9 protein-coding genes are annotated in these 13928 nt (G+C 68.6%); 6 read left to right on the forward strand and 3 right to left on the reverse strand.

Annotated features, from left to right (window positions below; all coding sequences use genetic code 11):
• Positions 1-412 precede the first annotated feature (412 nt).
• From H8B08_RS02170 to H8B08_RS02195, 6 genes are all read left to right on the forward strand, one after another.
• On the forward strand, positions 413-3340 hold the full coding sequence (locus tag H8B08_RS02170; protein WP_255500619.1) for a TonB-dependent receptor domain-containing protein: 2928 nt from the start codon (positions 413-415) through the stop codon (positions 3338-3340).
• 183 nt (positions 3341-3523) lie between these two features.
• A complete protein-coding gene (gene ettA, locus H8B08_RS02175; RefSeq protein WP_187448564.1) occupies positions 3524-5191 on the forward strand; it encodes an energy-dependent translational throttle protein EttA in 1668 nt (555 codons plus the stop codon).
• A gap of 469 nt (positions 5192-5660) precedes the next feature.
• Positions 5661-8021, forward strand: a complete 2361-nt coding sequence (locus tag H8B08_RS02180) for a family 16 glycosylhydrolase (protein WP_187448565.1) — start codon at positions 5661-5663, stop codon at positions 8019-8021.
• Positions 8022-8132: 111 nt separating this feature from the next.
• On the forward strand, positions 8133-9062 hold the full coding sequence (locus H8B08_RS02185; protein WP_187448633.1) for a 2-hydroxyacid dehydrogenase: 930 nt from the start codon (positions 8133-8135) through the stop codon (positions 9060-9062).
• Between the two features lie 81 nt (positions 9063-9143).
• Complete coding sequence (locus H8B08_RS02190; RefSeq protein WP_187448566.1) at positions 9144-9515, forward strand: VOC family protein; 372 nt, start codon at positions 9144-9146, stop codon at positions 9513-9515.
• 56 nt (positions 9516-9571) lie between these two features.
• Positions 9572-10426, forward strand: a complete 855-nt coding sequence (locus H8B08_RS02195) for a hypothetical protein (protein WP_187448567.1) — start codon at positions 9572-9574, stop codon at positions 10424-10426.
• 4 nt (positions 10427-10430) lie between these two features.
• On the opposite strand, the gene H8B08_RS02200 is transcribed toward H8B08_RS02195, so the two are convergent.
• The 3 genes from H8B08_RS02200 to H8B08_RS02210 all read right to left on the reverse strand — a co-directional run bounded on the left by H8B08_RS02200 (position 10431) and on the right by H8B08_RS02210 (position 13789).
• Positions 10431-10868, reverse strand: coding sequence for a hypothetical protein (locus H8B08_RS02200; RefSeq protein WP_187448568.1), 438 nt, complete (start codon positions 10866-10868; stop codon positions 10431-10433).
• Between the two features lie 75 nt (positions 10869-10943).
• Positions 10944-11645, reverse strand: a complete 702-nt coding sequence (locus H8B08_RS02205; RefSeq protein WP_187448569.1) for an SDR family NAD(P)-dependent oxidoreductase — start codon at positions 11643-11645, stop codon at positions 10944-10946.
• Positions 11646-11695: 50 nt separating this feature from the next.
• The gene (locus H8B08_RS02210; protein ID WP_187448570.1) at positions 11696-13789 is read right to left on the reverse strand and encodes a glycogen debranching N-terminal domain-containing protein; all 2094 of its coding nucleotides are present in this window, start codon (positions 13787-13789) and stop codon (positions 11696-11698) included.
• Positions 13790-13928: the final 139 nt, after the last annotated feature.

Genomic DNA, 13928 nt, shown 5'->3' on the forward strand with positions numbered 1-13928 from the left:
ACAACCGCGGCGGTTCGGGCGGCCCGCACGCTGACGCCGCCCAGGCCGCGGGATTTTGAGCTCCCGTCCGGGCGGGCGCCTGCGGCCGCGCCGCGACTCGCCCGGCGGCTCAGCTCGCTTTCCGTGTGCTGCGAGGGGGTTCGCCGGTCCTGGCGACAAGTTGAACGATGTTCCGTATCAAAAGAACATCGATACATATCAAGACAATATAAGTATTGACGAAATTGTCGCGGCGTATGCGTCAGTCTGTCGCGGATAAGTGTGTCTTTTGTGACACTTACTTACGTCGATCATTGTTCTTAGGTGTTTTGTACGTCCTGTCGCATTGTTTGAACGACAAGTTTTCGTCGAATTCCAGCCGCGGACGCCCAATCGATGTCGAAACGAGGGCGCCGCGATTGGGAGAGTATCGTTGTTCACTGTTTACAAGCGCGAGCGCCTGCTGGCGTCCGCCGGCCTGGCGTCCCTGATGATCGCCGCGGCCGCCTCCACCGCCGCCTACGCCCAGGAAGCCGCCCAGGACACCGCTTCGGACGACGCCGCGGTTGAAGAAATCGTCGTTACGGGCTCGCGCATCGCCCGCAAGGACTACGTCGCCAACAGCCCGATCGTGACGGTCGGCCAGCAGGACTTCCAGGACACCGGCTCGGTGACCATCGACACCCTGCTGAACGACATGCCGCAGTTCGTCCCGCAGTCGAACTTCACCTCGAACAACCCGTCGAACGGCGGCCAGGCCAACCTGCAGCTGCGCGGCCTGGGCTCGCAGCGCACCCTGGTGCTGATGAACGGCCGCCGCGTGGTCGGCTCGAACTCGGACGGCACGGTCGACGTCAACGTCATCCCGACCGCCCTGATCAAGAACATCGAAGTGATCACCGGCGGCGCCTCGGCGACCTACGGCTCCGACGCCCTGGCCGGCGTCACCAACTTCATCCTGCGCGACGACTTCGAAGGCATCCAGGTCGACGCCCAGTACGGCCAGACCTCCAGGGGCGACGGCGAGACCCAGAGCGTCTCGGTGACCATGGGCGGCAACTTCGCCGACGACCGCGGCAACGCCGTGCTGTCGCTGGGCTACTCGAACCGCGGCGAGATCTTCAACGCCGCGCGTCCGTTCTCGTCGGTCTCGGGCGCCTCGGCGACCACGCCGCTGGGCAGCACCATCTTCGACGCCACCAACCTGCCGTCGCAGGCGGCGGTGACCGCGGCGATCGCCGGCGGCAAGCCGGGCGACACCTTCGGCTTCAACAACGACGGCTCGGTCTTCACCTACAAGAACCGCAACGGCTTCGTCAGCCCGGGCGGCATCGACTATGACGGCTTCGCCCAGCCGGGCGCGACCTATAACCCGAACTTCGCCTACAACACCGGCGCGCTGAACTACCTGGCGATGCCGCTGACCCGCTACAACGTGTTCGCGAGCGGCACGTACGAGGTCAACAAGTGGGCCAAGGCCTACGGGCAGGCCCTGTTCACCCAGTACGAGTCGACCCAGATCCTGGCGCCGACCCCGGCCGCGGGCAGCGCCACCGGCTTCCGCGTCAAGGCGACCAACCCGTTCATCCCGGCCGAGCTGAAGTCGCTGCTGAACTCGCGTACGAACCCGAACGGCACCTTCCGTCTGGACAAGCGCTTCAACACCGTCGGTCCGCGTGAAGGCGTCGACAACTACGACGTCTTCCAGATCGTCACCGGCGTGAAGGGCGACCTGCCGATCAAGGACTGGAGCTACGACGTCTACGCCCAGATGGGCCGCGTCGACCGCCTCACCACCCAGAACGGCAACATCTCGCGTTCGGCCGTGCAGACCCTGCTCGACGCGGCGGACGGCGGCAACTCGATCTGCGCGGGCGGCTTCAACCCGTTCGGCGACAACGCCATGTCGGCGGCTTGCGCGGCCTACGTCGGCCGCACCAGCAAGAACTCGACCCGTTCGGACCAGCGCGTGATCGAAGCCACCGTCCAGGGCGGCCTGTTCGACCTGCCGGCCGGCGAAGTGCGCTTCGCCGCGGGCATGGACTACCGTGAGGACGAGTACACCTTCACCCCCGACGCCCTGCTGTCGACCGGCGACGTGGCGGGCTTCAACGCCCAGAAGCCGCTCGAAGGCGTGGTGGACGTGAAGGAATACTTCGGCGAAGTGCTGATCCCGGTCCTGCGTGATCTGCCGTTCGTGGAAGAGCTGAACCTCAACCTGGCCAGCCGCATCTCGGACTACAGCTCGATCGGTCAGGTCGGCGCCTACAAGATCGACGGCGACTGGCTGATCGGCGGGGGCGTGCGCGCCCGCGGCGGCTTCCAGCGCGCGGTCCGCGCCCCGTCCATCGGCGAACTGTACGCGCCGCAGAACCTGACCTTCGCGTCCATCGGCACCCCGTCGGCCAGCGGCAACGGCGGCGACCCGTGCGACGTCGGCGGCAAGTACCGGACCGGCCCCAACGCCGCTCAGGTCAAGGCGCTGTGCGCCGCCCAGGGCGTCCCGGGCGCGATCATCGACAGCTACACCTACACCAACACCCAGGCGTCGGGCCTCACCGGCGGCAACCCGGATCTGAAGGAAGAAACCGCCGACACCTTCTCGGTCGGCCTGGTGTGGCAGCCGCGCTTCGACAACCCGTGGCTGGAGAAGCTGTCGGGCTCGATCGACTACTACTCGATCGAAATCGCCGACGTGATCGCCTCGGTGGCCACCACCGACCAGCTGCAGCTCTGCTACAACGCCAACGGCACGTCGAACCCGACCTACGACCCGAACCACTGGGCCTGCCAGATGTTCAGCCGTAACCCGGCGACCGGCGAAGTCATCGGCGCCAAGGAGTTCAACGGCAACCTCGGCGCGCTGCGCACCTCGGGCATCGACTTCCAGGTCGACTGGGGCTTCACCTTCGCCGACGTCGGCCTGCCCGACCTGGGCAAGATGAAGTTCAACGTCACCGGCACCAAGCTGCAGAAGTGGGAGATCCAGAACGTTCCGAACGGCGCGTTCACCGACCGCACCGGCACGATCAGCAACAGCTTCGGCATGACCTTCCCGGAATGGAAGTGGCTGGCCGGCGCCGACTGGTCCTACGGTCCGGCTTCGCTGGGCGTGCGCTGGCGCTACCAGGGCGAGGTCGAGAACTTCAACGACACCAGCAAGACCATCGACGCGGTCAACTACTTCGACCTGAACAGCTCCTGGTCGGTGAACGACAAGGTGGCCCTGCGCGCCGGTATCAACAACCTCACCGACGAGATGCCGCCGGTCTACACCCCGGCTATTCAGGCGAACACCGACCCGTCGACCTACGACGTGCTCGGCCGTCGCTTCTACCTGGGCCTGACCGCCAAGTTCTAAGGCGGTCGGATCCGGGGCTGAACGCCTCGATCAAGACGGGAACGGCGGGCCGAAAGGCCCGCCGTTTTCGTTTGCGGACCCGGCCGCGACGCCGCAGGGCCTAGCCTTCCGGCGCGGCGACCGCTAAATGCGCGCCCAACCCCGTCTTTGTTTTTTCACCCGCGAACCCGCAGGCGCTCGCCCATGGCTCAACAGTACATTTTCCAGATGCAGGGCCTGACCAAGGCCTATCCCGGCGGCAAGAAGGTCTTCGAGAACATCTGGCTGAGCTTCTATCCCGACGCCAAGATCGGCGTGGTCGGGGTCAACGGCTCGGGTAAGTCCTCGCTGCTGAAGATCATGGCGGGGATCGACAAGGAGTTCGGCGGCGAGGCCCGCGCGGCCGAAGGCACCAAGATGGGCTACCTGGAGCAGGAGCCGCATCTCGATCCGTCCCTGAACGTCTGGGACAACGTCATCGCCTGGTGCGAAGAGAAGAAGATCTTCGACCGCTTCAACGCCGTGGCGATGGAGATGGCCGAGAACTACACCGACGAGCTGATGGAGGAGATGAACGCCCTCCAGGAGCGGATCGACGCCGAGAACCTCTGGGACATCGACAGCCGCATCGAAATGGCTATGGACGCCCTGCGCTGTCCGCCGAACGACTCCGGCGTCGACAAGCTGTCGGGCGGCGAGCGTCGCCGCGTGGCCCTCGCCCGTCTGCTGCTGTCCAAGCCCGACATGCTGCTGCTCGACGAACCGACCAACCACCTGGACGCCGAGTCGGTGGCCTGGCTGCAGCACCACCTGGAAGCCTTCCCGGGCTGCGTGATCCTGGTCACCCACGACCGCTACTTCCTGGACCAGGTCACCAAGTGGACCCTGGAGCTCGATCGCGGGAAGGGCGTGCCCTACGAGGGCAACTACTCCGGCTGGCTGGAGCAGAAGCAGAAGCGCGTCGTGCAGGAGCAGAGCGAGAGCGAAGCCCGCCAGCGCGCCCTGACCCGCGAACTGGAGTGGGTCCGCTCCGGCGCCAAGGCCCGCCAGGCCAAGTCGAAGGCCCGTCTGGCGGCCTATGAGAAGATGGTCTCCGAGCAGGAGAACGCCCGCGCGGCCCAGACCTTCGCCACCATCCAGATCCCGCCGGGCCCGCGCCTGGGCAACATGGTCATGGAGGCCCAGGGGCTGGAGAAGGAATACGGCGAAAAGGTCCTGTTCAAGGACCTGAGCTTCAAGCTGCCGCCGAACGGCATCGTCGGCGTGATCGGTCCGAACGGCGCCGGCAAGTCGACCCTGTTCAAGCTGATCACCGGCCAGGAGCAGCCCGACGCCGGCTCGATCCGCCTGGGCGAGACCGTGAAGCTGGCCTATGTCGACCAGAGCCGCGACGCGCTGGATCCGAACAAGACCGTCTGGCAGGAGATCAGCGGCGGCACCGACGTGATGCTGGTCGGCAAGCGCGAGATCAACAGCCGCGCCTACGTCGGCGGCTTCAACTTCAAGGGCGGCGACCAGCAGAAGAAGGTCGGCCTGCTGTCGGGCGGTGAGCGCAACCGCGTGCACCTGGCCAAGACCCTGGCCGCCGGCGGCAACGTCATCCTGCTCGACGAACCGACCAACGACCTGGACATCGAAACCCTGCAGGCGCTGGAAGAGGCGCTGGAGGACTTCGCCGGCTGCGCCGTGGTGATCAGCCACGACCGCTGGTTCCTGGACCGCCTGGCCACCCACATCCTGGCCTTCGAGGGCGACAGCCACGTCGAATGGTTCGAGGGCAACTTCGAAGCCTACGAGGAGGACAAGAAGCGCCGCCTCGGGGCCGACAGCTTGATCCCGCACCGGATCAAGTTCCAAAAGTTCTCGCGCTAACAGGAAGGGCCCGGCGGATCACCGCCGGGCCCTTTTCCTTTGCGGCGCCAGCCGCGGGGCGGCCATCAAGTTCATTGAAGGTTCGGTCGTCCTCCGAAAGGTCTCGCGCCCTCCGGGGGCGGGTGTCGTTGAGAATCCGGAAGGTCAGTCTGCGACCGGTCCGCGCCGTCCGTCCCGGGGCGCGGCCAAGCCCTTCGCCGCAGCCCCGGCCGTGCGGGCCGCCGCAGGGCCGCAAGCCCGCCGGCTTCGACGCGCGCTGAAATATTAACTCAGGCCTTGCGGGGCAAAGGACTGGCCTGTTTCCGGCGTAGAAGCGATTGCGGTCGGCCTGCGTCAATTCGCCTCAAGAATACATAAAGATGTTCGCTGAGCATGTACGGCGAACCGTGCGCTGTTGCGACGGCCCGTCGCTTTGAGATCATCGATCTTGACCGATAACGTCTCCCAATAACTTCGATTGGGAGTTCCCATGGCCGATATTACTAATATTGATTACAAGGGTAACGCGCTGCCGCTGAGCGGGGCGACCACCAAGGGCTTCACCGGCACCTCGGCCAAGGAGACCATCACCGGCACCTCCGGCAACGACGCCATTCGCGGCGGCGGCGGCGACACCCTGGTCGGCGGCGCGGGCGACGACACCTACACCACCGAAAACCGCACCGACATCATCATCGAGAAGGCGGGCGAGGGCGTCGACACGGTCAACGCCATCCGCACCTACTTCCTGTCGGACAACATCGAGAACCTGACGCTCCACGGCTATGACTCGTATGGCGCCGGCAACGCGCTCGCCAACGTGATCAAGGGCCTGGACGGCAACCAGACCATCGACGGGCGCGGCGGCAACGACGTGCTGACCGGCGGCGCGGGTCAGGACATCTTCATCGTCGCGCGCGGCGAAGGCAGCGACGTCATCACCGACTTCGAGGCGGGCGCGGGCAAGACCGACATGCTGCGCCTGAAGGGCGGCAACCTGTTCACCTTCGACCAGGTCAAGGCGGCCATGGTCCAGAGCGGCTCCGACGTGGTGCTGAACCTGGGTTCGGACCAGTCGATCACCTTCCGCAACCACAAGGTGGCGGACTTCGCGGCCGACGACTTCCAGCTGCCGATCGACTACAGCAAGCTGAAGCTGACCTTCAACGACGACTTCAACACGCTCGACCGTCGCATCGACTGGAAGGGCGCGGGCACCTGGAACACCACCTTCGGTCCGGGCGCCTCGTACGACACCCGTACCCTGCCGGGTAACCGCGAGCTGCAGTATTACATGGACCCCGAGTTCAAGGGGCTGGGCGTGAACCCGTTCTCGGTGAACAACGGCGTGCTGAGCATCAGCGCCCGTCCGACCACCCAGGCGGAGAAGGACGCGATCGGCGGCACCGCGAACCAGTACGTCTCGGGCACGATCAACACCAAGGGCACCTTCAGCCAGACCTACGGCTACTTCGAGATGCGCGCCGACCTGCCGGGCGGCCAGGGCCTGTGGCCGGCCTTCTGGCTGCTGCCGCAGGACGGGTCGTGGCCGCCCGAACTGGACGTGATGGAGATGATCGGCTCGGATCCGACCATCGTCTACACGACCCAGCATTCGAAGGCCTCGGGTTCGCACACCTACGACTCCAAGGGCCACGTCATCGGTGACTCCACCGACGGCATGCACACCTACGGCGCCAAGTGGGACGCCAAGGAGATCGTCTGGTACGTCGACGGCGCTGAAGTTTATCGCTCGGCCACCCCGGCCGACATGAACAAGCCGATGTACATGATCGCCAACCTGGCGGTCGGCGGCTCGTGGCCGGGCAGCCCGGACGGGACCACCAAGTTCCCGGCCAAGATGGATATCGACTATATCCGCGCCTACAGCCTGGACGGGACCGGCACGCCGACGCCGACCCCGACGCCCACTCCGACTCCGACGCCGACCCCGACGCCGACTCCGACTCCGACGCCGACCCCCACGCCGACCCCGACCCCGACTCCGGGTGAGCCGAACCTGAAGGCGACCACGGGCGACGACCACCTGGTCGGCACCTCGGGCGCGGACCGCATCAACGGTCTGGCCGGCAACGACCACATCACCGGCGGCGCCGGCAACGACGTCATGGACGGCGGCGCGGGCAAGGACCAGTTCCTCTTCAGCACCGGGTCCGGCCAGGACACGATCTACAACTTCAAGAACGCTGAGGACGGCCTGAACTTCAACGGCCACCAGGCGGCGGGCCTGAAGCCGACGGTGACCCAGTCGGGCGCCGACACGGTGTTCAGCTTCTCGAACGGCGACAAGGTCACGCTGAAGAGCGTGAACATGTCGACCCTCAAGAAGGTCGACGACTGGCACTGGGGCAATGCGGAAGGCAACCTGACGCCGACCCCGACCCCCACGCCGACCCCGACCCCCACGCCGACCCCGACCCCGACGCCCACCCCGACGCCGACGCCCACTCCGGATCCGTCGACGCCGAACCTGAAAGCGACCACGGGCGCCGACATCCTGGTCGGCACCTCGGGCTCGGACCGCATCAACGGCCTGGCCGGCGCCGACAAGGTCCACGGCATGGGCGGCAACGACGTGATGGACGGCGGCGCGGGCGACGATCTGTTCGTCTTCGGCGTCGGGTCCGGCAAGGACACGATCTACAACTTCAAGCCGGGCGGTGTCGAAGACAGCCTCGACTTCAGCGGCTACCAGGGCCACACGGCGGCCCCGACCGTGACCCAGGTCGGCTCGGACACGGTGTTCAGCTTCTCGAGCGGCGACTCGGTCACGCTGAAGAGCGTGAACATGCACGCCCTGGTGAAGGTCGACGACTGGCACTGGGCCTGATCGGCAAGCTGATTATCAGCCGACTGGGGCGGGAACCTGAGGGTTCCCGCCCCTTCTTTTTGCGCGGCTGTGCGGCTTGACGGCGTGCGTCGGATCGCCCACCCGAAGGACATGAGCGACAAGCCCGCCGTCCTGATCATGCAGCGCCACCTGGCGCCGCTGAGCGGTTTCCTGGAGAGCCGCTACGCCGTCCACCGGTTCTGGGAAGGCCCGCCGGTCGAGGTCGCCCGGGCCGTCCGCGCCCTGGTGGTGGCGGGCGAGTTCGCGCTGGACAAGCGCCTGATCGAGGGCTTGCCGCAACTGGGCCTGATCGCCTGCTTCACCTCCGGCTACGACGGCATCGACGTGGCCTGGGCGCGGGGCCGCGGCCTGGAGGTCACCCACGCGCCGGGCGTGAACCACGAGGACGTCGCCGACCACGCGCTCGGCCTGATCCTGGGCGCGCGGCGCGAGATCGTCAGCGGCGACAGTGCCCTGCGCGCCGGCGGCTGGACCCCGGAAAGCAAGACCATCACCCGCTCGATGAAGGGCCAGAAGCTCGGCGTCGTGGGCCTGGGCATGATCGGCAAGGCGCTGGCCGCCCGCGCCGAGGCGCTGGGCATGCAGATCGCCTGGTGGGGACCCAACCCGAAACCGGACGCGGCCTGGCCGCGCGCCGCCAGCCTGGTCGAGCTCGCTCGTGACAGCGACGTGCTGGCGGTCTGCGTCAAGGCCGACGAGGAGAACCGCGGCCAGATCTCGCGCGAGGTGATCGAGGCGTTGGGCCCCGCCGGCCTGCTGGTCAACGTCGCCCGCGGCCAGGTGGTCGACGAGGACGCCCTGATCGCGGCGCTGAAGGACGGCCGGCTGGGCGGGGCGGCGCTGGACGTGTTCGTCGAAGAGCCGACGCCGGCGGCGCGCTGGGCCGACGTGCCCAACACCGTGCTGACCCCGCATACGGCCGGCGCGACCACCGAGTCGGTGCAGGCCATGCTGATGCTGCTGATGCAGAACCTCGAAGCCTTCTTCGCCGACCAGCCGGTGAAGACGCCGGTGCGCTGAGCGCGGCTTTAACCTGACGCGAACGCCGTTCGCCGCCATGATCGCCTCCGAATCGGGAGCGCCTGAATCGGGAGGCTGCGCATGGCCAAGGTGCTGGGACTGGGCGGGATCTTCTTCAAGGCCGCCGACGGCGACGCCTTGAGCGACTGGTATCGCCGCGTGCTCGGGTTCGAGATCCAGGACGGCTGGGGCGGGGCCATGTGGCCGCATCCCCAGCAGGGCTTCACCCTGTGGTCGCCGTTCAAGGCCGACACCACCTATTTCGAGCCGTCGGCGCAGCCCTTCATGATCAACCTGATCGTCGACGACCTGGACGGCGTGCTGGCCAGGGCCAAGGACGCCGGCGTCGAACCTCTGGGCCGCGAAGAGGGCGACGCGAACGGCCAGTTCGCCTGGCTGCTGGACCCGGCCGGCGTGAAGGTCGAGCTCTGGCAGCCGCCGGCTGGCGCCTAGACCCGCCTTCCTGAGTTGCTCCCGCGCGCCGGCGGTCGGCGCCTCGGGAGCTCGCGATGACCGTCTTCGACGAAGTCCCGCTCTGGGTCCTCGGCGTCTCCCTCGCTGTCGGCATGATCCTGACCGAGGAGCTGGCCTTCCGTCTGCGGCGCGCCATCTCGCTGCGCTGGGAGCCGCCCCAGGAGGGGCCGGGGGTGGGCTATCTGATCTCCGCCGCCTTGGCCCTGCTGGGCCTGCTGATCGCCTTCACCTTCTCCATGGCCGCCGCGCACCACGACCTGCGCAACGAAGCGGTCGCGGTCGAAGCCAACGCGATCCGCACCGCCTACCTGCGCTATCAGCTGATCGACGAGCCTGAGCGCGGCGAACTCAGCCGGCTCGTCGTCGAGTACCTGGACCTGCGGGAGCGGGCCGACGCGGCGGTGGCGGAGCCGGAGCGGGCCAGGGACATCGCCGAGGACGCCGCCCGCATGCAGGAGCGGATCTGGGCGGCGCTGACCCCGGCGGTGCACGATCCGGCCCAGGCGCATATCGCGACGCCGCTGCTGCTGGCCACCAACGACATGTTCGCGGCCGGCGCGACCCGCCGGGCGGCCACCGAGACGCGCGTGCCGGTCGTCATCCTGCGCACCTTGATCCTGTACGCCATGATGTGCGCCCTGTTCATGGGCTATGGTCTGGCCAGCGGCGGGCGCCACTTCGCCGCCTCCACCACCCTGTTCCTGCTGATCGCGCTGACCATCACCCTGGTGGTCGACATCGACCGCCCGCGCCCGGGCGCGGTGCGCATCGACGAGGCGCCGCTGGAGCGGGCCGCCGCGCGCATCCGTCGGAGCGAAGCCGCCAAGGCGCAGGCGGTCCAGTCGCAGGACGCAGGCGAGGCGGCGCAGGCGGTCCCGGCGAGGCGCTGAGCGGTCACGCCCCTGGCGTGGCCGGCGTCTTCTCCGGGTCTGTCTGCGTGAGCGCCTTCTTGCACCAGGACCAGGTCTCGCCGTCCGGCAGGGGCGTGGCCCGGTACTTCGGCAGATAGCTGCTGTTCGGCATCAGGAATTTCACCTGGTTCAGCCGCATGTTCACGCCCGGCGCCGAGGCGGTGACCACCACCTTGCGATCGGCGTGGACGAACTTCTGCTTGGCGATCTCGAGGCGGAAGCAATAGCGCTGCTTGGTGTGGTTGATCAGGTAGATCTGGTCCACCGGCTTGCCGTCGGCCAGGTACATCGGCGCGGCGTAGAGCATCAGCCCCGGCGCCCCGTCGATCATCATCACCCGGCTCGGATCCTCCTGGGCGAGCGCCGCGCTCGCCGCCAGCGCCGCCGCCAAGGCGGCCGCCACCGTCGTTTTCCAGTTCATCGGACCGTTCCCCCTCCGGACCCGATGGTCAGTGATCGCTCGCCGCGTACGGCTGTCAATCGTCCACGCGGGGGGTCACCAGCTCTCGCCGAAGGGCCGCGCCTCGATCTCGAACGACCAGGCCGAGCGCGGCTGGGCGACCAGCCAGGCGGCGTTGGCCGCCACGTCGTCGGGTTGGACGAAGAAGGAGGCCGGCTTGTCCGGCATGGCGGCGCGGGTGCGCGGCAGGTCGACGACGCCGTCCACGACGATGAGGGCGACGTGGATCCCGGCCGGCCACAGCAGCCGGGCCAGCGACTCGCACAGGCTGCGCTGGGCCGCCTTGGCCGGCGCGAAGGCCGCGGTCTTGATCCCGCCCCGGCGCGAGGCTGTGGCGCCGGTGACGATGATCGCGCCGGCGCCCTTCGCCTTCATCGCCGGCGCCACCTGCTGGGCGCAGAGCAGCAGGCCCAGCGCGTTCACCCGCCAGGCGGCCTCGAACTGGGCGGGGGTGATCTCCTCGGCCGAGCCCCACACGCCGGACCCGGCGTTGTAGGCCAGCACGGCCGGCTCGCCGAGGTCGTGGCGGATGGCGGCGAAGGCTTCGCCCACGGCGCGCGCCTCGCCCACGTCGCAGGCGTAGGCTCGGCTGTCGGGTAGTTCGGCGGCCAGCGCGGTGGTGTGGTCCAGCCCGCGCGCCAGCAGCGCCGTCGCATAGCCGTCGTCGGAGAAGCGCCGGGCCAGGGCCGCCCCGTTGCCTTCACCCACGCCGACCACCACGCAGACCGGTTTGTCCATGACGCGCTCCATCGCCTGTCGCGCATCAACCCGCGGCCGCGCGGTCGGGATCAGGCGTGATCGTCGCGGACGACCTGGATCGGGCCTCGGCCCTCCACGCGGACTTCGCCGTCCTCGTCCCGCTCGAAACAGCAGTCGACCGGCGCGCCGGCCACCTGCGTCTGCAGCCGCAGCCGGTTCACGCCGGCGGGCAGGGTCGGGCGCGCGATCCGCAGGGTGCGCGCGAAGCCGTCGGGCCGAAGGCCGAGCAGGGCGCTGGCCATGTAGGGCAGGGCGCCGGCCGACCAGGCCTGCAGCGGATCGGCGTAGGGGCAGCGACCGGGAAACAGGCCGGGCTCGCGCTGCACGCCGACGAAGAACTCGGGCAGGCGGGTCATGCTGAAATAGCCGGCGGCGGCCAGCACGCCTTCGAAGATCTTCAGCGCGGTGTCCGTATGCCCGTAGTCGACGAGGCCGGTCACGATCAGCGAATTGTCGAACGGCCAAACGCTGCCCAGGTGATAGTGCACCGGGTTGTAGGCCCGTGACCGGTTCGAGAGCGTGCGCACGCCCCAACCGCAGAACAGGTCTTCGCGCAGAAGCCGCGCCGCCAGCGGGGCGGCCTTGTCCGATGGCGCGATCCCGCCCCAGAGCGCGTGGCCGGCGTTGGAGGTGACCGAGCGGACCTGCCGGCCGTCGCGCTCCAGCGCCAGGCAGTAGCAGTCCTCGTCCTCCATCCAGAAGGCCCGGTCGAAGCGCCCCGCCAGCGCCTGGGCCTGCGCCTCCAGCCCCGCCGCCCGCGCGGTGTCGCCGGCCCGCGCGAACAGCTCGGCCGAAAGGGTCAGGGCCTTGAAGGCGCAGGCCTGCACCTCCACCAGGGCCAGCGGCGGGTCGGGCAGACCGCCGTCCTCGCGCCGGACCGCTGAGGCGGAATCCTTCCATGCCTGGTTGATCGGCCCTTCGGGGGTGACCCCGTCATAGTCGAGAAAGCCCTCCAGCCCGTCCGTCATGCGTGCCTGCAGCCAGGCCAGGGCCGCTTCGGCCGCCTCGCGTAGTTCGAGGAACAGGTCCAGCCGGCCGGTCCAGCGCGCGTGCAGTCCCAGCAGGACCAGGAACAGCGGCGTGGAATCGACCGACTGGTAGCCCGGCGTGAACGGTATGGCGCCCAGGCGGGCCATTTCGCCGACCCGCAGCTCGTGCAGGATCTTGCCCGGCTCCTCGCCGGTGCGCGGATCGAAACGGCGTCCCTGCCAGCGGGCCAGCGCGCGCAGCGTGCCGGCCGCGATCTCCGGGTCGAAGGCCAGGCTCTGTATCGCGGCGGTGATGCTGTCGCGGCCGAACAGGGCGACGAACCAGGGCAGGCCGCCGGCCACGTAGTCGGGATCGCGCCCGCTCTGCAGCATCCGCAAATCGCTGAGCGAACGCTCGATCGCGACGTTGAGGCGGGCGTCGTCGCTGTGCAGCCAGCCGGCCGGGGCGGGGCCCTTGCGGGCGCGCGGCGCGGCTCTCGGCGCGTCGGCCGAGCGTTCGCCCAACCGGAGCTCGAGGGTCAGATCGACGGCTTCCTGCGGAGCCAGGGTGAAGGCGAAGTGAGCCGCCGTCTCGCCGCCGGGGGCCTCGGCGAAGCGCGGGGGGCGCGAAAACCGCAGCGCCATGCGCCGGACCGTCCGGTCGGCGCCGTCGTAGCGCATCAGCATCCGCCGGCCCCGCCGTCGCGGCGGGCGCAGTTGGCCGGCCGACGCGGGCGCGTAGCCGCGCACCTCGAACAGGTCCTCGAACCGGCCGCCGAAGCTCAGGGTCAGCGGCGCGTGGAGGGGCTCGGTCATGAAGTTGCGGATCCGCAGCCGCTCGACCAGGGCGGCGCGGTCGGGGTCCAGCGTCCGCTCCCACCGCACGCCTATGCTCTGCTGCTCGACGAAGCCGTGGTCGGTGGTGAAACGGTTGTTGGCCAGCTCCAGCACCGCCATGGCGCCGCGCGCGGAGCTGGACATCAGCGCCATCGGCGGCTGGCCGCCCAGGGTCAGTTCGTAGCGCTGCAGGTAACGGCTGTCCCGGAAGAACAGGCCGAAGCCGTCGTCGTTGCCGGCCGGGACGGCGCCGTCGGCGCGCGCGACCAGGAACAGCTCGCCGGCCTTGATCATCACCGGCTGGACCACTTCGGTCATGAAGGCGAGTTCGGATGCTCGCCGCCGTTCGCTGGGGTTCACGACAGGGCGCCTCGGCACGTCGGTTCGTGCGTGGCGAACCCGACCCGCCGCCGCTGCGTTGCCGCGCGACGGGATTTCTTGTGTCAGCGGCGCACGA

Source organism: Caulobacter sp. 17J80-11 (genome assembly GCF_014349105.1).
In the GTDB taxonomy this organism is placed as follows: Bacteria; Pseudomonadota; Alphaproteobacteria; order Caulobacterales; family Caulobacteraceae; genus 17J80-11.